Origin of the sequence: Hymenobacter amundsenii (genome assembly GCF_002204745.1) — a bacterium.
GTDB lineage: Bacteria > Bacteroidota > Bacteroidia > Cytophagales > Hymenobacteraceae > Hymenobacter > Hymenobacter amundsenii.
Genome location: NZ_NIRR01000035.1, coordinates 23167 through 41185, shown reverse-complemented (window position 1 = coordinate 41185; position 18019 = coordinate 23167). Strand labels below are relative to the sequence as shown.

Genomic DNA, 18019 nt, shown 5'->3' with positions numbered 1-18019 from the left:
CACACGCGTTTAAAGGGCAAGGCGCGCCGGCAGGCACGCTTCAGCAGTTCTTAAAAGATGGACCCCAGGCCCCGGCAGGCTTCGCACCAGCCGTAGAAGTCGCGCATCCGTTGGTCGTGGCGCGCTTGCTTACGGCGCTGGCGGGCGGCACGGATGGCCTCAGCCGTCAGGTGCAGGCCCGCCAAGTGGTGGCGGACGGTGAGGTAGCGGCGGAACACGAAGGTGCGGGCCAGTACGAACGGACTAACGGTGGGAGCAGACATGGTGCGGTGGGGTTGGTGAGCAACATAAGATACGGATTAAGCCACTGAATATCAAGCAAAAATGGTTTTATCTGGTCTGCGAATGACTATTAGCGGCTGGAGTGGTTAACTAAAAAAGTCGCTCCTACCCTGCCCCACCGGCCCATGAACAACCCCGATTTTCATCGTGCTATTGGCCGTATCCGGCGGCGGCACTGGCTGCACTACGTCGTGCAAACCCTGTTGATGGCCGGGCTGGTGCTGGCCACTACCCAGGCACTGGTGGCATTGCGGCCGGCTCGTGGGGCAGCCCTGCAATCGGGGCCGCTAATGGGGCTGCTGGCCGGACTGGCCTTGCTGGTGGGGCTGGGGCTGCTCGTGTTGGCCCGGCGCATGGTACCCAACCTGCGCCGGCTGGCCGCGGAAAACCTGCGTATCTACCAAGGCCGGGTGCTACTGCACGACAGCATGCTACTACTTTCCGGGCTACCGCTGCTGCTGGCCTACGGCGTGGCGGGTAGCGGGCTGGCACTGGTGGCTTATGCGGGGCTGATTCCGCTGCTGGGCTGGCTGACGGCACCTTCGGCCCCGGCCTACCAGCGCTGGCTGCTGAGTTGAATCTGCTGCTGAGCTATTGGCTGATAGCCATTAGCTGGCAGCTTTCGTTCGGAGAGACTTCCCGTACCCACTTTCCCAATTTGTGTTTATGAGTTCTGCTTCTTCTACCAATTTACTGCCCGATTCGCTACTGCTCAACGGCCGCGAATTCCGCTACGCCGACATTCAGCAGTATCCCGCCACCGCGCCCGCCGACCTCAACGGCTACGAGGCGCGGGTGCTCGATTTTGTGCGCCAGTGGCTGAACGGGGCGCAGGAGTTCATGCTGCCCACATCCGGCTCCACGGGGCCGCCCCAGCTGGTCGAGTTCCGGCGGGCTCAGCTCGAAGCCTCGGCCCGCCGCACCGGCAACTACTTCGATCTGGGGCCCGGCGAGCGGCTGCTCGTGTGCCTGAACTGCGAGTACATCGGCGGGCTGATGATGCTCGTGCGCGGGCTGGAGCGCCGCATGCACCTGACCATCGTGGAGCCCCAGGCCAACCCGCTGGCGCTGGTGCCCCCCACCGCCCTGTTCGACTTTGCGGCCTTCGTGCCCTTGCAGATGCAGGCCATGCTGGCCGCCGGACACGCCCCACGCCTCAACCAGTTGCGGGCCATGTTGGTGGGTGGCGCCCCGGTAGACTACCGCTTGGCCGAGCAGATCGGGGCCCTGACGGTCCCTGTGTACCTGACCTACGGCATGACTGAAACCGCTTCCCACATTGCCCTGCGCCGCCTCAATGGTCCCGATGCCGGACCGGCCTACCGGGTATTGCCCGGCATTGCGGTGGGCCAGGATGCGCGCGGCTGCCTCACGGTGCGCGCCGATGTTACCAATGAGGAGCTTATCACGACCAACGACCACATTAGCCTGGCACCCGACGGCCAGACGTTCGAGTGGCTGGGACGGGTCGATTTCATCATCAATAGCGGGGGCGTGAAAGTGCCGGCCGAAAAAGTGGAGCAGGTGTTGGAAGTGGCCCTAGTGGAGCTCGACCTGAACCGCCGCGCCTTCGTGGCTGGCCTCCCCGATGAGCGCCTGGGCCAGCGCGTAACGGCCCTGCTGGAAGGCCCGCCCCTGCCCGCTACGCAGTTGCAGCAACTGCGCAAACTCCTGACCCAGCGCCTCGGCCAGTACGAGGTGCCCCGCGAGTTCGTCTTCGTGCCCGAGTTCCAAACCACCGCCTCTGGCAAGCTCGACCGGGGCGCCACGTTGCGCATGAGTGAGGCGGTGGATGAGTGACTCGGTGAATGAGTGCAAAACGGGTCATGCTGAGCATGTGGCGCATCAAGCCAGGGTGCGTAGCATTACTTGCTCTGCTATCCGTTCACTCATTCGCCGCCTTCCCTAAATTATCCGTTGTTTTGTACAAATAGCCTTTTTGACTTTTGTACATGACTTCTACCCGTTTTTCGACGGCGGTGCTGGTGTTGCTTGCGCAACTCGGCAGCGGCTGCGCCAGCACTTCTTCTAATACCACCCCACCCACGGCTGCCGTCAGCACGGCTACGGCCGAGGCCGTGAGCCAGTTGGGCACGGCCAGCATGACTGCCCCAGTCACGGCCAAAAACGACCCAACTTTTAAGGTGGTGATGGAGCAGTTTGCCGATATCCGGATGCTGCGCTACCAGGTGCCGGGCTTCGAGGAGCTGGAGCCGCGCCAGAAGGAACTGCTGTACTATTTGTACGAGGCTGCTTTGAGCGGGCGCGACATCATCTACGACCAGAACTACAAGCACAACCTGCGCGTGCGCCGCACCCTGGAAGCCGTGTGGGCCGCCAACGAGGCCCGCCGCACCGCCACCACCAACAGCGACGAAATCGACCAGGCCGAAAAGCTCGTGACGTACGCCAAGCGGGTGTGGTTCAGCAACGGCATCCACCACCACTACAGCACCCGCAAGTTCTTGCCCGAGTTTACACCGGCCTACTTCAAGGAGCTGATATTCGCCACCGACTCGAAGCTGCTACCCCTGGAAAAGGGCGAGTCGGTAACCAAGTTTCTGGCCACGATGACGCCCATTATCTTCGACCCGAACGTGGCCCCGAAGCGGGTGAACCAAGAGGCTGGCCAGGATTTGGTAAAAACCTCGGCCACCAACTTCTACGAGGGTGTTTCGCAGGCGGAAGTAGAGGCGTTCTACAAGAAGAAAATTGATACTAAGGACCAAACGCCCATTTCCTATGGCCTGAACTCGAAGCTGGTGAAAGACCGCCAGAACCGGGTAACGGAGCAGGTCTGGCGCGTGGGCGGCATGTACGGCGCGGCCCTGAGCAAGGTGGTTTTCTGGCTGCAAAAAGCTGCCGCCGTCGCCGATACGCCCGAGCAGAAAGCCGCCCTCGACCAACTGGTGGCCTACTACCAGACCGGCGACCTGAAGAAGTGGGATGACTACAACATTGCCTGGGTGCACGACACGAAGTCGCGCACCGACGTGGTGAACGGCTTTATTGAGGTCTACGGCGACCCGCTGGGCTACCGGGCCAGCTACGAGTCGGTGGTGTCGTTCAAGGACCTAGAGGCTACCAAGCGCATCAAGGCCATCGGCGACGAGGCCCAGTGGTTCGAGGACAATTCGCCCATCAAGCCTGAGCACCGCAAGAAAAACGTGGTGGGCATTACGGCCAAAGTGATTACGGTGGTGGTGGAAAGCGGCGACGCGGCCCCGAGCACGCCCATCGGCATCAACCTGCCCAATGCCACCTGGATCAGGAAGGAGCACGGCTCGAAATCGGTGAACCTGGGCAACATCGTGGATGCCTACGGGGCCGCCGACGCGGGCGGGATGCTCGATGAGTTTGCCTTCGACGCGGCCGAGCGCCAGCGCTCGGCCCGCTACTCGGGTCTGGCCGGCAAGCTCCATACCGACATGCACGAGGTAATCGGGCACGCTTCGGGCCAGATCAATAAAGGCGTAGGTACGCCCAAGGAGACGTTGAAAAGCTACGCCTCGGCCCTCGAAGAAGCCCGCGCCGACCTCGTGGCCCTGTACTACCTGCCCGACGCCAAGCTGGCCCAACTGGGCGTGGCGCCCTCGCCCGACGTAGCCAAGGCCGAGTACGACAGCTATATCCGCAACGGCCTTATGACCCAACTCGTGCGCCTTTCGCTGGGCGAGTCGGTGGAGGAAGCCCACATGCGCAACCGCCAGATGGTGGCCCGGTGGGTGTTCGAAAAAGGCAAACAGGATAACGTGGTGGAGCGCGTCACCCGCGACGGCAAAACCTACTTCCACATCACCGACTACGACAAGCTGCGGGGCCTGTTCGGGCAGTTGCTCCGCGAACTACAGCGCATCACGAGTGAGGGCGACTACGCGGCCGGCAAGGCCCTGATTGAAACCTACGGCGTAAAAGTAGACCCCGTGCTGCACAAGGAGGTGCTGGCCCGCTACCAGAAGCTGGGCATCGCGCCCTATGCCGGCTTCATTCAGCCCCGCCTGGTGCCGGTAATGGTGGAAGGCAAAATCACGGACGTGAAGCTGGAGCACCCCTCCGATTTCACCCAACAGATGCTCGACTACGGCCGCCAGTACAACCTGCTACCGAACAGCAATTAGGGGCTGAGAGAACGTCATTCAGCGCATGTGGCGCATGGAGCCAGGAACGAAGAATCTCGCGTGCCACAGTAGCTCCCGATAACAGGATTACTGTGCACGCGAGATTCTTCGTCCCTGGGCTGAATGACGGTTGGCTAAAGCTCTAGTTGTTGCCTCATCCCTACTTCAGCCCATCCTGCGAGAACAGGCGCTGCCGGCCGCGTACTACTTTGTATAGGTCGCCCAGAAAAAGCTTGACCCGGGCGAAAAAAATGTAGCCGCTGATCTGGTCTTCGGGCTGCTCGCCGGAGGCGAACACCTGCCGGTAGCCGGTGCCGGCTCCCAGCCCCACCCAGCGGAAAATCCGGTAGTGCGCGGCCACCGAGGGCTCAACCAGGTAGAGAATCCGGGAGTTGGTGCGTGCTACGCCCCCATCGGGAAACAAATATTTGGTGTAGTAGCCGCCAATACCCAGTTGCAGGGGCGTGCTGAGCTCCCAGCGCGGGTTGCCGATGAAAACGTACTCGCCATAAATCACCCCGTAGCGGAACCGCACCTCGTCGCGGGTGCCGGGCGGGGTGCCGGGCGGCTGGGTTGTGCGGGTGGGCACGCCCCCCGAGAGCCGGTAGAACCCCAAGCCCGCGCGCCAGCGTCCGCGCCATTCGATGCCGCCTTTGAAGCCGTTGGTACCTACTACTTTACCGTTGAGGATGGAGAAGCGCTGATCGAGCTGAAATACGGGCCGACGGTGAGAATGGCGCACGAACGATGTATCGAACGGCACCACGGGCGCGGCAGCGGCGGCCGGGCCGGCGGCCAGTCCGCCAACGACTAACAAAGGCACTATAAGCACGGAGCGGGAAGTTTCCACTGGTTAAAGGTACGGGCGAGGCGGAAAGTAGTTGATGCCTCGCCCTAGCGGTTGGGCCGGTTTACCCACCGAATTCGACGGTTCGACCGGAATAGGAGCAGTTGGGAAGACTTTTAGCGGCAAATTGCTGCCTTTCAACCAAGCTCGGCGGTATATGTTCTTTTCTCCCGATAGTCTGTTTACGGTGGCCAACTCGGTGGCGCTGCTGGGCTGGGCGCTGCTGGTGCTGGCCCCCCGCTGGCGCGGCACCCGGTTGGTGGTACTGAACGGGGCGCTGCCGCTGGTGCTGGCCACTGCCTACGTGCTGCTTATTGGCAGCCACTACCTCGGGGCCCATGCCTCGGAAGGTGGCTTCGGCTCGCTGGCGGCGGTAGCGGCCATCTTCAGCAACCCGTGGGCTTTGCTAACCGGTTGGGTGCATTACCTGTGCTTCGATTTGTGCCTGGGCATTTGGGAGAGCCGCGATGCGCGGCGGCGTGGGGTGCCGCACTGGCTGCTGGTACCCTGTTTGGTGCTCACGTTCCTGCTGGGGCCCACGGGCCTGCTGCTTTATGCGGTAGTTCGTCGGCTGGCCGGGCATAGCGCGCCGTTGCCCCCCCACCAGTCCGGCATAAGGCTCTTCCCGAAACCGCACCCCGCTGCCTCCCCTTCTAACCCACTACCGCCATGTTATCATCGGCCATTTCTTCTTCGTTGAACACTACGGCCACCTCGTCGCGCTCCGGCACCGTGGTGGACTGGCTGCGCGAACTGCACCGCCGCAACCCGGTACTGAGCCTGACGGGCTGGGGGCACGTAGCCCTGCTGCTGGTAGCGCTGGTGCTGCTGCCGCTAGATACCCGCCTGGTAACTGGAGCTCCCGTCTGGCTCAAACCCCTCAAATTTGCGGTTTCTGGCACGTTTTACCTCTGGACGCTGGGCTGGCTGCTGGCCAGTTTGCCCGTCGGGGCCCAGCGGGCAGTGCGCCTGATAAGCTGGGGCGTGGCCCTAAGCATGGCAGTCGAAATTGGGTGCATCTTCGTGCAGGCCGCCCGGGGCACTACCTCACACTACAACCAAACCAGCCTCTTCGACGGCGTCATATTCGGGCTGATGGGCTTTTTCATCCTGCTGAACACGCTGCTTACGGCGGGGGCCCTGTACCTGGTGTGGCGGCACCGCCCCCAGGGCCCGGCCGGCTACGTGTGGGGCGTGCGGCTGGGGCTGCTGTTGTTTCTGGTGGGCTCGGTGCTGGGCGGCGTCATGATTCGGCTGGGCCAGCACACCGTGGGCGCCCCGACGGCGGGGCGGGCCTGCCGGGCCTGGGCTGGAGCACCCGGGCCGGCGACCTGCGGGTTGCCCACTTTCTGGGCCTGCACTCGTTGCAGGCGCTGCCCTTGCTGGGCTGGTGGTTTAGCCGCTGGCAGCCCCGCCGCGCCGTGCTCCTGACGTGGCTGAGCGCGCTGCTCTACGCAGGGTTGGTGGCGGGCTTGTTTGGGCTGGCCCTGGGTGGCATAGCGCTGTGGCGGGCCTGAGCAGCCGGCCCGCGTTTCGGTCTGCCCCCGGCCGACGCCGGTTCACCCCGCAGTCCGAACGGTTCACCCGGTTTTGGCTGGTTGGCGAAGCAGGTTTTGCGGAAGTTTGAGTCGTTAGTAACCGCTTTCCACTCCCCTTCTTCCTGTCATTATGAGCTCCTCCCGCTACCTTTTCTTTGCCGGCCCGGTGCGCGGCCTACTGGTATTGCTGCTCCTGCTGAGCTTTTCTCTGGCAGCCCGCGCCAGCCAGCTAGCCGGCGGCCAGCACGATTTCACTACATCCGACAGCGTGCGGCTTTACGTGCGGGTAGCGGGCCAGGGCCAGCCCTGCCTGTTCGTGCACGGCGGCCCCGGCACGGGCAGCCAGGCGGTGGAAGTGCTGGCCGGCGCGGCCCTGGAGCAGGACTTGCAGCTGTTGTACCTCGACCAGCGCGGCAGCGGCCGCTCGGGCAGTGCTGCCAACCATAACTACTCGCTGGAGCGCCAGGTGCAGGATATGGAGGAGCTGCGCCAGCACCTGCAACTGGACCAATGGACGCTGATGAGCCACTCCTTCGGGGGCATTCTGGCCACGGCCTACGCCCAGAAGTACCCCACCCGCGTACGGGCGCTTATTCTGGTCAACAGCATCCTGAACCTGCCCGCTGCCATGGAGGCCACCACCGCCCACGGCTACACCCTGCTGCCCACCGCCACCCGCCCGCCCCTCGATGCCGCCGCGCCCCTGCCCCAGCGCTACTTTATGGTCACGGGAATGCTTCAGCAGCAGCGCCTCTATAATCAGCTCCAGTACGCCTCCGACACGTCGGCGGCGCGGGTGAGCCGGGCGTTGCGGGGCCAGCTCCAGAACCATGATTTCGCGGCTACCATGTTCCAGAATCCCGGTACTTACCTGTTCGACTACACGCCCGCCACGGCCGCCCTCACGATGCCCGTGTTAGTGCTCACCGGCCAGCAGGATTACCTCACCGGCCCCGATCATTACCGCGCCTTCCGTTTCCCTCACCAAACGACGGTAGTATTGCCCGGCCGCCACACCCCATTCGTGGACAACCTGCCCGAAATGAGCACCGCCATCCACGGCTTCGTGCGCCGGCTACCCCGCGTGCGCTAACGATGTGGGCAGCCCACTACAAATGCTACTTTTAGCTGTATGAACGACCGTCGGTTTTTGTTGGTGGGCATCCCGGTGCTAGCCTTGCTGGCCCTGCTGCCCCGGGGGCTGCTGGCCATCCGTTCGGCGCCGGTCTTTTTCCTGAATTGGGGGATTTCGCTCGTGTTTACCACCGCGTTCTGGCTTTCGGGCCGGGCGTTGTGGTTCGCGTTGTTTCGGCGGTTTCCGGGCGTTGGGCAGACCCGGCGGCGGCTCTGGTGGCTGGCCGTTATCAACACTGCTACCACCGCGCTGGTTACGCTGGTTATTCTCGAACTGTCGGCCCGGGCGCAGCAAATGCATTTTTCGGGCACCGACTACCTGCGCGAGTTTGGCCTGAACATGGTGCCCACGGTGGTCGTGCAACTGATTTATGAGAGCTGGAATTTCTTTCGGCAGTGGGAAGCCAACGTGCGCCGGGCCGAGCAGCTACAAAGCGCCGGGGTCCAGAGCCAGCTTGAAGCCCTGCAAAGCCAGCTCGACCCGCACTTCCTGTTCAACTCGCTCAACACCCTCTCGGCCCTCATCGAGCCCGAGAACGAAGCCGCCCAGGACTTCGTGGAGCAACTGGCCGACGTGTACCGCTACGTGCTGCTGGCCCGCGACCAACCCACGGTGCCCCTGCACGAGGAGCTGGCCTTCGTCGATACCTACCTGGCTCTGCACAAGGCCCGTTTCCGCGACAACCTGCACGTTAGCATAGAAGTCCCGACGGCCCTGCGCCAGCACCGGGTGGCCCCGCTGAGCGTGCAACTGTTGGTCGAAAATGCCCTCAAGCACAACGTAGCCTCCCGCGACCAACCCCTGCAACTCCATCTCACCGCTCACCCGGCCACCGGCTATCTCACCGTCGAGAACACGCTCCGCCCCCGCCCTGCCGGCCTCGCCCCAGCAGGCACCGGTACCGGCCTGCGCAACGTGCGCCACCGCTACGAGCTCCTGCGTGCCCCCCAACCCGTTATCGTAACTGCTGATAATGGTTGGTTTCGGGTGCAGCTGCCGTTGCTGGAAAGTGAGAAGTGAGAATGACGTTCTTTCTCACCTCTTACCATCTCACCATCTCACCTCTCCAAAATGACCGTACTGTTGCTCGAAGACGAGTACCCGGCCGCTGAGCGGCTGCAACGCATCCTGCGCCAGGCCGCGCCTGAGGCCCGGGTGCTGGCCGTGCTCGACACCGTGGCCGGGGCCCTGAACTGGCTCGATACCAACCCCGCCCCCGACCTGATTCTGTCCGATATTCAGTTGGCCGACGGGCTGAGCCTGGACGTGTTCGAGCAAACGGTGGTGCGCAGCCCGGTCATCTTCACTACTGCCTACGATGCCTACGCCATCCGCGCCTTTAAGGCCAACAGCGTCGATTACCTGCTCAAACCCGTGAAGCTAACCGAGCTCACGGCCGCCCTCACCAAGCTGCGCGAATGGCGCACGCCGGCTGCCGCCACCCCAACTATTGCCGCCGCCACCGACGACCCCGCCCGCCGTCTGGAGCGCCTGCTCGATGCGCTGCCCCGCCCCGACCGCCAGCATAAAACCCGGTTTTTAGTGCGCCACGGCGAGCAGCTGCTACCCCTGCCCGCTGCCCAGGCCGCCTGGTTTCAGAGCCGCCACGAAACCACCACCCTCACCACTCTCGACGGCCGCCGTTTCGTGGTCGACTACACGTTGGAGCAACTCGAAACCCTCCTCGACCCCACCCAGTTTTTTCGCCTCAACCGTCAGCTCATCGCCCAACTGCCCGCTGTGCAACGCCTCCACCCCCACTTCAACGGCAAGCTGCTGGTGGATTTGCAGCCCGCCCCCAGCGAAGAAGTATTGGTCAGTCGGGAGAAGGCAGGGGCAGTGAAAGGTTGGCTGGAAGGGTAATATCTTAGCTGGATGAAACGCCATATTTTCTCGTCTCAGTTAGTAGCTTTTGCGCTGTTGACTGCCTGTCAGTCCAGCCCTAACCAACCAGCCGTTTTAAAGGCTACCACGCCTGGTTTAACGTCGTTGTCTGGTACTTGGGTAGAGAATCGTGAAAGCGGTTTTATCTTAATCAAAATCAATCAGGACTCCACGGGCACCTATACAAGGTTCACCGACCGAGGGAAGGAGATGAGCCATAAAACACTGGTTGACAGATACTTTTTCTACGAGTCGCCCATCAGGGTTAAGTACAAACCAGATCAGGGATATGGCGCACGAGTGGCCATCCACACGCATCGTTTCCGCTTCGATTATGAATTGATTGGCGACACGCTCCGCGAGTATGACAAGATGGGGTATCAAGGGTCGCTGATAAAAATGAAACCCGAAGAAAAGCAGCCGTTCAACTAACTGCTCCTCCCCCGTCTTACCGATCCAGCCAAGCCTTGAACACCGACACTTTTTCCCGGCTCACGAGCACGGTATCGTTGTCGGGCGGGGCGGGTTTGAGGATGGTTTGCAGGCGGGAGTTGGTGTAGTGGATGATGTCGTGGATGGCGGTGGCGTGGGCCAGGTAGGCGCGGTTGAGGCGGAAGAATTCCAGCGGGTCGAGCAGGCCTTCGAGCTGTTCCAGGGTGTAGTCGACCACGAAGCGGCGGCCTTCGCGGGTGTGCAGGAGCGTGACTTTTTCGAGGCTGGCGAAGTAGGCAATTTGCTCCACCGGAATAGCCTTGAGGTGCTCGCCCACCCGCACCACAAACCGCGACTTGTACTCGCGGGCCGCGGGCTGGGCCTGTTGCAGCACCTGGGCCAACAGGGCCGCGTCGAACTGGGGCGCGGCGGCTTCGCGCTGTTTGGCCAGCTTTTGCAGGGCCGCCGTCAGCTCCTCGGGGTCGATGGGCTTGAGCAGGTAATCGATGCTGTTGACCTTGAAAGCGCGTAGCGCATACTTGTCGTAGGCCGTGGTGAAAATGACCGGCATCCGGATATCCAGGCGCTCAAACAGCTCGAAGCTCAGCCCATCGGCCAGGTGAATATCCAGAAACAGCACGTCGGGCGCGGGCTGGGTGGCGCGCAGCAGCGTCTCGGCCTCCGCTACCGATTCGGCCGTGCCCACGACCTCCACCGGCTGGTCCTGTTTCTTCAGCAGCCCCGCCAAACGCGTGGCAGCCAACGGCTCATCTTCCACAATCAGGGCACGAAGCGGGGTAACAGGTAACGGCATTTCTGAACAATAAAGTGGAAGATCAATAGCTGAGAGAAAGAGGAACGGTGTCATGCCTCGGCTGGCGTCCGTTTCCCGCCCACACTTTCATCGCGCACTTACTCCAGTTCCAGTACGGGCAGGGTTACGCTGAATTCGGTTGCCGTATCGGTGATGGTGAGGGGTTGGGTGGTGAGGAAGGCGTAGCGGGCGGTGAGGTTGCGCAGGCCCAGGCCCATGGACTCGCCCTCGGCCAGGCGGCGTGGGCGGCGCGAGTTGCGCACCGTGAGGCGGCGGGCCGGCACATCGAGGCTCACGCTGATACGCAGGGCATCGTGGCGGGAGGTGGCGTTGTGCTTGAGGGCATTTTCCACTAGCAGCTGCACGGCTAGGGGCGGCACCAGCAGAGTTTCCAGCGCGGCTGCGGGCGGCAGGTCCAGCGTTACCTGCACGCCTTCGCCGAGGCGGGTGCGCTGCAAGGCTACGTAGGCTTCCACGAAGCGCATTTCCTCAGCCAGCGTGACCACCTCCTGCTCTCGGCTGTCGAGCACGTAGCGGTACACCTGGCTGAGCTGGCGGATGAAGCCCACGGCCCGGACGGGGTCGTGCTCCTCGACTAGCGAGGTGAGGGCGTTGAGGGAATTGAACAGGAAGTGCGGGTCGAGCTGGCGGCGCAAGGAGTCGGCCTGAGCCAGAGCATTTTCCTTCTGGAGGCGCTCCGTTTTGATGGCCGCCTCGCGCCAGCCCGTCAGAAACGCCCGGCTGTGCAAAAACAACGACACCACCACCGTAATCAGCAGCGGTAGCACAAAGGGTTGCCAGGTAAGCGAGCTGAGCGGGCGGTGGTGGTAAAATACCCGGAAGCTGCCCGCCACGACCAGAATCACGAGCAGCGACATCACCAGCGAAAAGCTAAGCGTGATTAGAAACCGGCGGATGGGCTGGCGGGTCCAGTCGGCGCTGCGGTTGAGCCACTCGGCCGGGTAGCCGTTGGCCAGCCAGAGGCCGGTGGTATAGAAGAAGTTGTAGCCGTAAGTAACCAGAAAATCCTCGCTCCAAATTTGGCAATTCCCCCCGCAGAACGTCAGGGCCAACCCAAACGAAATAACCGTCATCAGCCCCAGGCCCGCCATAAACCGGCGGTGCGGGTAGTATTGCCCCAGGTTGGTTACGTCGGTCGAAGCCGAGGTAGCGCAGGCGGAAGCCGGGTACAGAGGGGGCGAATCGGAATCTGCCATGCGGAAGGGGCCCGAAGCGGGCTTCTAAGCGGAAGAGGGAAAGGTAGCTTTTCTGAAGCGGACGCAACCCGGGCACCCGCCCCGGCGCGCTACTTCGCGGCGGCCGTTTCGTAAGATTTCAGGCGGCCCTTGAGCTGCCATTCGCCCCAGTTGGGCGCCAGGCTGGAGGCCGGTTTGAAGGCAGCGAAGCGGGCCTGGGCTTCCTGGTAAAGCGGCTTGGCCACCTCGGCCCCACCCCCGAACATGGCGGGTGTGTAGTACACGTTGTTGGCCTGCACGAGGTAGGCGCGGGGGTTGGCGGGGTTCAGCGCCTTGGCTTTGGCCACGGCCTCGTTCACCATTCCCGAGTACTTCATGGAGCGCAGCATGGGCGAAATGCCCAGCCGGGCCTGGTAAATGTAAGCCTGCAGCACGAGCAGTTCCGACTCATCGGCTCCACCCAGCTTGCGGGCTTGAGCCAGGGCCGCTTCGGCCCGGTCGAGGGTCTGGTCCTTGGCGTCGCCGTCTTCCTTGCTTTGGAACACGTTGATGAGCAGGGCGTAGGCCTGGTAGTAGCGGGGCAGCCAGTCTTGGGGCTTCACGGAGGCAGCGCGCTCCATTTTAGCGGCACTGGCCCGCAGCACGGCCGGGTCGCCGGTGTTCATCAGCTCCGCAATGGCCCCGGTCATGAGGGCGGTGTACGAATCGGCTGGAGCGGCAACAGCAGCAGTGGCAGTAGCAGGCTGGGCGGCCAGGGTTTGGGCCGAAGCCGTGAACGTGGCGGCAGCCAGGGCGAGAGTGAGCAGGGTCGTTTTCATCAGAAGAAAGGGTTTATGGTGGTGGTTGATTCAAAGGTGCATCCCGCCCGCCGCCGCTGAAACTTGCCGTTACCCAAGTGTCGGATCAGGCGGATGAAGCGTCGAGTTTGATCCTTAGTTGTCAGTTTTCCGCGTCCAGTGGGGAGTTGGCAACTCTATTCCGGCCGCTCGTTCACGCTGGCGGGGTTTTTCTTGTTGATGGAGATGAACATGCCCAGAAATACCATGCGCGGGGCGGTAGGCGTAACGGCGACGCGGTTGTAGCGGCCGGTGGCCACGTCGGGGTGCTGGGCGTAGCGGTAGCCGAACACATTGGGGGAGGCCAGCACGTTGTTTACCGCCAGATGGATGATCGTGAACTGGCCGAACAAGTGGGTGAGGTAGCTGGCGTTCAGGCTCAGATCCTGATAGGTGGGCAGGCGGCCCTGGTTGTAGCCGGCTTCGGGCTGGTTGAGGTTGTGGTAACGGCGGGGGCTGCCGTAGCTGGCTGTGGCCCCGAACTGGGTGCGCAACGCCGGCACCCAATACTTGGCTACCACCGACACGCTGTGGCGGGCCGCGAAGGTGGGCACCGCCAAAACCGGGTCTTGGCGGTACTGGCGGCGGGTGTCCATAAAGCCATAGCTGAAGTAGTATTCGAGGTATTTGATGGTTTTCCGGTCGCGCCAAAGCACGTCGAAACCCCGGGCGTAGCCGGAGCCACCGTTGTTGTAGGCCAGGGGGTTGCGCGGCTGAAGTCCGTTGTAGCGGACGAGGTGGGCGTATCGTTTGTGGTAGGCTTCCACCTGCAGCAGCCGGCCGGCGTGGGTGTACTGGTAGGTAAGCACCGCATGGGTGGCCTGCTCGAAGCCTAAACGGCTTCCTGCCGTCAGCAACAGCGCATTGTCGGGCGTTTGGTAGAAGCGGCCGTAGGCGGCCGAGAGGGAGCTGTGGTCGGTGGTCTGGTAGGCCAACGCCAGCCGGGGCGCCGCGTTCCAGCGGCCCAGCAGGCCCGAGTACTCGGTGCGCCCCCCCACCCGGCCCGCCAACCGGTCGGAAAGCTGAAAATCGCTCTCCACGAAGCCAGTAAACCGCTGTTCATAAAACTCCGGCCGGTAGGTTAGCGGCGCGGCGGCGTTGGGCTGCACCGTCTGGCTTACCTGCTGCCCCAGCCCTTCCACCCCAATTTTAACGTTGAAACGAGCGGCGGCCGAATCGTTGATGAGCACCACCCGGCCCGTTAGGGCCTGCTCCAGCGTGCGCAGGCGCACCGAGTCGGGGCGCACCCGTTGGTCGTCGCGGCTCAGGGCCAGGCCGCTTTGCAGGCTCCAGCCCCGGCGTAGCGGGCTGCGAAAGGTGGTGTTAAGGTAGGCGTTGCCACTGCGCAAACCCACCGTTTGGCGCCCGGCCGGCTCGGGACTAGGCTGCCCGATTTGCAGGCGCTGGGCGTTCCAGGTACCGTACACTTTTAGCATCCCGGCCTGCCCGATACGGTGGTGCAGGGCCACCGACGAGCTGAGGCCCCGCGGCGCCTGGTCCCAGCGCACGTTCTGGGGCAACAGGCCGGTGTAGGGCGTTAGGTTCGTATAGTCGGTGGTGAGGGCCAGCGAAGTACGCTCCCAGCGCTTGGTGCGCGAGGCCCCCAGAAATACCGACGTAACCGAAATACCGGTCTGGGTTTCGGGGGCCAGGTCGGTGGAATTCAGCAGCAGCACGCCCGACAGCGCCTGCCCGTATAGGGCCGAGTAGCCGCCTGTGCTGAACACAGTGCCGTTGAACAGGCTGGGCGAAAACCGCCCCCGGGCCGGCACGGCTGCCACGGTGGCATTGTACGGGTTCTGCACGGGCAGCCCGTCGAGGTAGGTTTTGGTTTCTGAGGCTGCCCCGCCCCGCACGAACAGCATACCGTCCTCCCCCACGCGCGTCGTACCGGGCAACGTGTTGAAAGCAGCGGCCACATCGGCCAGCGCCCCGGCCGTCGTCTGGATGTCGCGGGTGGTGAGGGCGGCGCTGCGGTGCTCGTCGCTGGCTTCGAAGGCGCCGGCCGTAACGACCACCGAGCCCAGGGCGTGGGGCGTAGTCTTGAGCACGAAGCTGAGCGGCGCGACCGACGCGGGTAGCGTCAGGGGTCTTTCACTGGTTATAAACCCCAGCAGGCTCGCCTGCACCACGTAGCTACCAGCGGCGGCCGTGGTTTCAAACCCAAATTGGCCCACCGAATCGGTGCTGGCCCCATCGAAGGTGCCGCGCAGAAACACGTTCACGCCTGGCAACGGCAGCCCCGCCGCGTCGCGCACGGTACCGCGCAGGGTAGTGGTTTGGGCTTGAGCCGCCGCAATGGGCAGCAGAATCAGCAGCAGGCAGAGCAGGCGTCTCATGGCGGGGCGGTGAAGGAGTGCCCAAAAGTGCACTACTACCGCAGCCGCTGAAACTAGCCGTTACCGAAGCGTCGGATCAGGCGGATGAAGCGTCATTAAGTGGCCAGAAAACGAGAGTCATTCCATCGGCAATACTACCAATCCCGTTCTCTTATCGCTTCTTCAATATCAATATCAACGCTGAAAAAGCGTAGAATTTCCTCTACCGTTGCTGCAATAGATTCCCTGGCGCCTGTTTCTATTTCGCTGTCATTTTCCTCGAACTCTTCCTGCAGGTCATTGATTTTCGACGTCATCTGGTCAAGTACCACCTGAATCTCCGTTTCAGAAAATTTACCTTGCTCCAATAAGCCAACTACTTCTTCAATCGCGGCTTTAATTTTATCAACCAGAAATTCAGGGAAATAGTCGTCCTGATACATATCTGCCAGATACGGAAAATCCTTTGGAAGCTTTTGATGCTGCATAGTGTCGGGTGGTTGGATATGGTTGGTTTTTCAATATGCTGGTTTGTCGGTCGCAAACCAAAATGCCCGCAGTATAAGCTGTTCAGGGGTCACTTGGCCACCGAGCAGCCACCTCTATTTCCCCTATTCTGTTTCACTGAGGCCCTACCCTGCCGGTAGCATCAGCACGAACCGGGTGCCCGCGCCTTCCTCCGATTCTACTCGCAGCGTGCCGTAGTGGCCATTCACCACAATGTCGTGGGAGAGCGAGAGGCCCAGGCCGGTGCCCTCGCCGGTGGGTTTAGTGGTGAAGAAGGGCTCGAAGATGCGGGCGCGCACGGCCGCCGGAATGCCTGTGCCGTTGTCCTGCACCCACAGCTCGGCCCCGCCATTGGGCAACCGGCGACTCCCGATTTCCACGATGGGCACGTAGCCGGCGGGGGCCGTGAGCCGGCGCTGGCGCACGGCGTATAAGGCATTGGTGCAAAGGTTGAGCAGCACCCGGCCCAGGTCGGCGGCTACTACGGGCAGCGGGGGCAGGTCGGGGGCCAGCGCCTGGTTCAGGGTGGCCGTAAAATCCGGGAACTGCTGGCGCACACCTTCGTAGGCCAAGTTTAGATTATTGTGGAACAGCGCGTTGAGGTCGGTTGGCTCGCGGACGGCCGGGCCGGTGCGGGCGTGTTCGAGCATGCCCTTGATAATGGCCGTAGCCCGCTGCCCATGCTGGCTGATTTCGCGCAGATTCTCCTTCAATCCCTCAAACAGGTCGTGCTCCAGCCGCTCGTCGCGGGCTAGCTGCTGGGCCCCGCTGATTTCGTTGATCAGGTTGGTGCTCACGGCCGCGAACTGCTTCACGAAGCCGAGCGGGTTTTGCAGCTCGTGGGCCACCCCAGCCGTCATTTCGCCCAGGAAGGCCATTTTTTCGCGCTGCACCAGCATCAGTTGGGCCTCCTTGAGTTCGGCCAGGGAAGCTTGCAGGGCGGCGTTGGTGCGCTGCTGCTGCCGGTTGTGGCGCACGAGCAGGGCCAGCACCAGCAGCAGCCCGCCCACGCCCGCCAGCAGCCCGTAGGTTTGGTAGCGGACTTTAAGGGCCTGTTGGGCGGCGGCGGCCTGCTGGGCCCGCAAGCGCTCCTGATAGTCTACGTTTTGCAGGCGCATTACCTTCTCCTGCCCAAACAAGGTGTCTTTCATGGCCACCAGCAGCGTTTGATAGTGGAACGCGCTGTCGGACTGGCCCCGCTGCGCAAACTCGTGCGTTAGAATCAGGCTGCCGTTGAGCACGCCCCGCAAAAAGCCGTTTTGCCGGGCCGCCTGCACTCCCAGCCGGGCGTAGTAAATAGCCGAATCGGGCTGGCCGAGCTGCTGGTGCAGGGCGGCCAGCCCCAGATACGAGAAGTTGAGGCTGCGCAAATGCCCCCGCCGCCGCGATTCGGCCAGACTGCGACGGTAGTAGGCACGGGCCTGCGCCACCTGCCCGCGTCGGCGGGCCACGTTGCCCAGGCCGTAAAGAATGTAGTTGGTGAACGAGCCCTGCTGCTGAGCCAGGGCGTAGGCCTGGTCCTGGTAGTAAGCCGCCGAATCTACCTCGCCGTACAGGTCGTAGGCCAGCCCGATGTTGCTGAGCTCCACCACCTCGCGCCGCCGGTCGTGGATGCGGCGGTCGAGGCGCAGGGCCTGGAAATAGTAAGCCAGCCCCAGTTTCCGCTCGCGCAGATACACGTAGATGATGCCAATACTGCGCAGGTTTTGGGCCTGCAAGCCTGAATCGTTAATTTTTTCGGCCAAGCGCAACGACTCCTGAAACAGCTGCAACGCCCGGCTCAGGTTGCTCTCGCGCAATGCGGCCCCCAGGCGGTTGAGGGCCGCCCCCTCGCCCCGGCGGTTACCGGTGCGCCGGGCCAGGGCCAGGCTGCGGCGGGCATACACGGCGGCCGAGTCGGTGTCGGAAGCCCAGAACTGGTCGCTGAGCAGGTATAGCAAGTCGACTCGGCTGCTGTCGGTGCGGGTTTGGCGCAGGAGCTGTTGCAGGCTATCGACGGAGGACCGGTGGGGCGACGGCTGAGCAGCGGCCGATACCACGCCTAGCAGCCATACTCCCCACAACAAAACAAAACGGCAGCCGAAGGCCATACAAAAAGCGCTGGTTCATCCT

Annotated in this window: 17 protein-coding genes; 9 read left to right on the top strand and 8 right to left on the bottom strand. The window is 62.9% G+C overall.

Annotation, left to right across the window (positions count from 1 at the left end; genetic code table 11):
* Positions 1 to 50: 50 nt before the first annotated feature.
* Complete coding sequence (locus CDA63_RS16490) at positions 51 to 263, bottom strand: hypothetical protein (RefSeq protein ID WP_088465559.1); 213 nt, start codon at positions 261 to 263, stop codon at positions 51 to 53.
* Positions 264 to 407: 144 nt separating this feature from the next.
* Between CDA63_RS16490 and CDA63_RS16485 the strand changes: the two genes are divergently transcribed.
* The 3 genes from CDA63_RS16485 to CDA63_RS16470 all read left to right on the top strand — a co-directional run bounded on the left by CDA63_RS16485 (position 408) and on the right by CDA63_RS16470 (position 4400).
* Positions 408 to 860 carry a hypothetical protein gene (locus CDA63_RS16485; protein WP_088465558.1) on the top strand — a complete coding sequence of 151 codons (453 nt, stop codon included), beginning with the start codon at positions 408 to 410 and terminating at the stop codon, positions 858 to 860.
* An 88-nt stretch (positions 861 to 948) separates the two neighbouring features.
* The gene (locus tag CDA63_RS16480; protein WP_088465557.1) at positions 949 to 2082 is read left to right on the top strand and encodes an AMP-binding protein; all 1134 of its coding nucleotides are present in this window, start codon (positions 949 to 951) and stop codon (positions 2080 to 2082) included.
* A 152-nt stretch (positions 2083 to 2234) separates the two neighbouring features.
* Entirely contained in the window at positions 2235 to 4400 is a 2166-nt protein-coding gene (locus CDA63_RS16470; RefSeq protein ID WP_242434713.1) for a dipeptidyl peptidase 3, read from the top strand.
* Between the two features lie 160 nt (positions 4401 to 4560).
* Here the strand turns inward: CDA63_RS16470 and CDA63_RS16465 are convergent, their stop codons facing one another.
* Positions 4561 to 5250 carry a hypothetical protein gene (locus CDA63_RS16465; protein ID WP_088465555.1) on the bottom strand — a complete coding sequence of 230 codons (690 nt, stop codon included), beginning with the start codon at positions 5248 to 5250 and terminating at the stop codon, positions 4561 to 4563.
* Positions 5251 to 5404: 154 nt separating this feature from the next.
* Between CDA63_RS16465 and CDA63_RS16460 the strand changes: the two genes are divergently transcribed.
* The 6 genes from CDA63_RS16460 to CDA63_RS16435 all read left to right on the top strand — a co-directional run bounded on the left by CDA63_RS16460 (position 5405) and on the right by CDA63_RS16435 (position 10236).
* Positions 5405 to 5947 (top strand): ABA4-like family protein, encoded by a 543-nt coding sequence (locus CDA63_RS16460; protein ID WP_088465554.1) that lies wholly within the window; start codon positions 5405 to 5407, stop codon positions 5945 to 5947.
* On the top strand, positions 5917 to 6678 hold the full coding sequence (locus CDA63_RS16455; protein ID WP_165768349.1) for a hypothetical protein: 762 nt from the start codon (positions 5917 to 5919) through the stop codon (positions 6676 to 6678). Before CDA63_RS16460 ends, CDA63_RS16455 begins: the two co-directional genes overlap by 31 nt.
* 237 nt (positions 6679 to 6915) lie before the next feature.
* Positions 6916 to 7878, top strand: coding sequence for an alpha/beta fold hydrolase (locus tag CDA63_RS16450; RefSeq protein WP_088465552.1), 963 nt, complete (start codon positions 6916 to 6918; stop codon positions 7876 to 7878).
* Between the two features lie 39 nt (positions 7879 to 7917).
* Positions 7918 to 8940: a sensor histidine kinase gene (locus CDA63_RS16445; protein WP_088465551.1), complete on the top strand. Its 1023-nt coding sequence runs from the start codon at positions 7918 to 7920 to the stop codon at positions 8938 to 8940.
* A gap of 51 nt (positions 8941 to 8991) precedes the next feature.
* Positions 8992 to 9783: a LytR/AlgR family response regulator transcription factor gene (locus CDA63_RS16440; RefSeq protein ID WP_088465550.1), complete on the top strand. Its 792-nt coding sequence runs from the start codon at positions 8992 to 8994 to the stop codon at positions 9781 to 9783.
* Positions 9784 to 9795: 12 nt separating this feature from the next.
* Complete coding sequence (locus CDA63_RS16435) at positions 9796 to 10236, top strand: hypothetical protein (RefSeq protein WP_088465549.1); 441 nt, start codon at positions 9796 to 9798, stop codon at positions 10234 to 10236.
* A 16-nt stretch (positions 10237 to 10252) separates the two neighbouring features.
* Here the strand turns inward: CDA63_RS16435 and CDA63_RS16430 are convergent, their stop codons facing one another.
* From CDA63_RS16430 to CDA63_RS16405, 6 genes are all read right to left on the bottom strand, one after another.
* The gene (locus tag CDA63_RS16430) at positions 10253 to 11050 is read right to left on the bottom strand and encodes a LytR/AlgR family response regulator transcription factor (protein ID WP_088465548.1); all 798 of its coding nucleotides are present in this window, start codon (positions 11048 to 11050) and stop codon (positions 10253 to 10255) included.
* A gap of 98 nt (positions 11051 to 11148) precedes the next feature.
* The gene (locus CDA63_RS16425) at positions 11149 to 12267 is read right to left on the bottom strand and encodes a sensor histidine kinase (protein WP_088465547.1); all 1119 of its coding nucleotides are present in this window, start codon (positions 12265 to 12267) and stop codon (positions 11149 to 11151) included.
* A gap of 89 nt (positions 12268 to 12356) precedes the next feature.
* Positions 12357 to 13064 carry a hypothetical protein gene (locus CDA63_RS16420; protein WP_088465546.1) on the bottom strand — a complete coding sequence of 236 codons (708 nt, stop codon included), beginning with the start codon at positions 13062 to 13064 and terminating at the stop codon, positions 12357 to 12359.
* Between the two features lie 155 nt (positions 13065 to 13219).
* The gene (locus CDA63_RS16415) at positions 13220 to 15421 is read right to left on the bottom strand and encodes a TonB-dependent receptor (RefSeq protein ID WP_088465545.1); all 2202 of its coding nucleotides are present in this window, start codon (positions 15419 to 15421) and stop codon (positions 13220 to 13222) included.
* 134 nt (positions 15422 to 15555) lie between these two features.
* Positions 15556 to 15888 (bottom strand): DUF5713 family protein, encoded by a 333-nt coding sequence (locus tag CDA63_RS16410; RefSeq protein WP_088465544.1) that lies wholly within the window; start codon positions 15886 to 15888, stop codon positions 15556 to 15558.
* Positions 15889 to 16032: 144 nt separating this feature from the next.
* The gene (locus tag CDA63_RS16405; RefSeq protein WP_206780466.1) at positions 16033 to 17970 is read right to left on the bottom strand and encodes a tetratricopeptide repeat-containing sensor histidine kinase; all 1938 of its coding nucleotides are present in this window, start codon (positions 17968 to 17970) and stop codon (positions 16033 to 16035) included.
* Between the last annotated feature and the right edge of the window lie 49 nt (positions 17971 to 18019).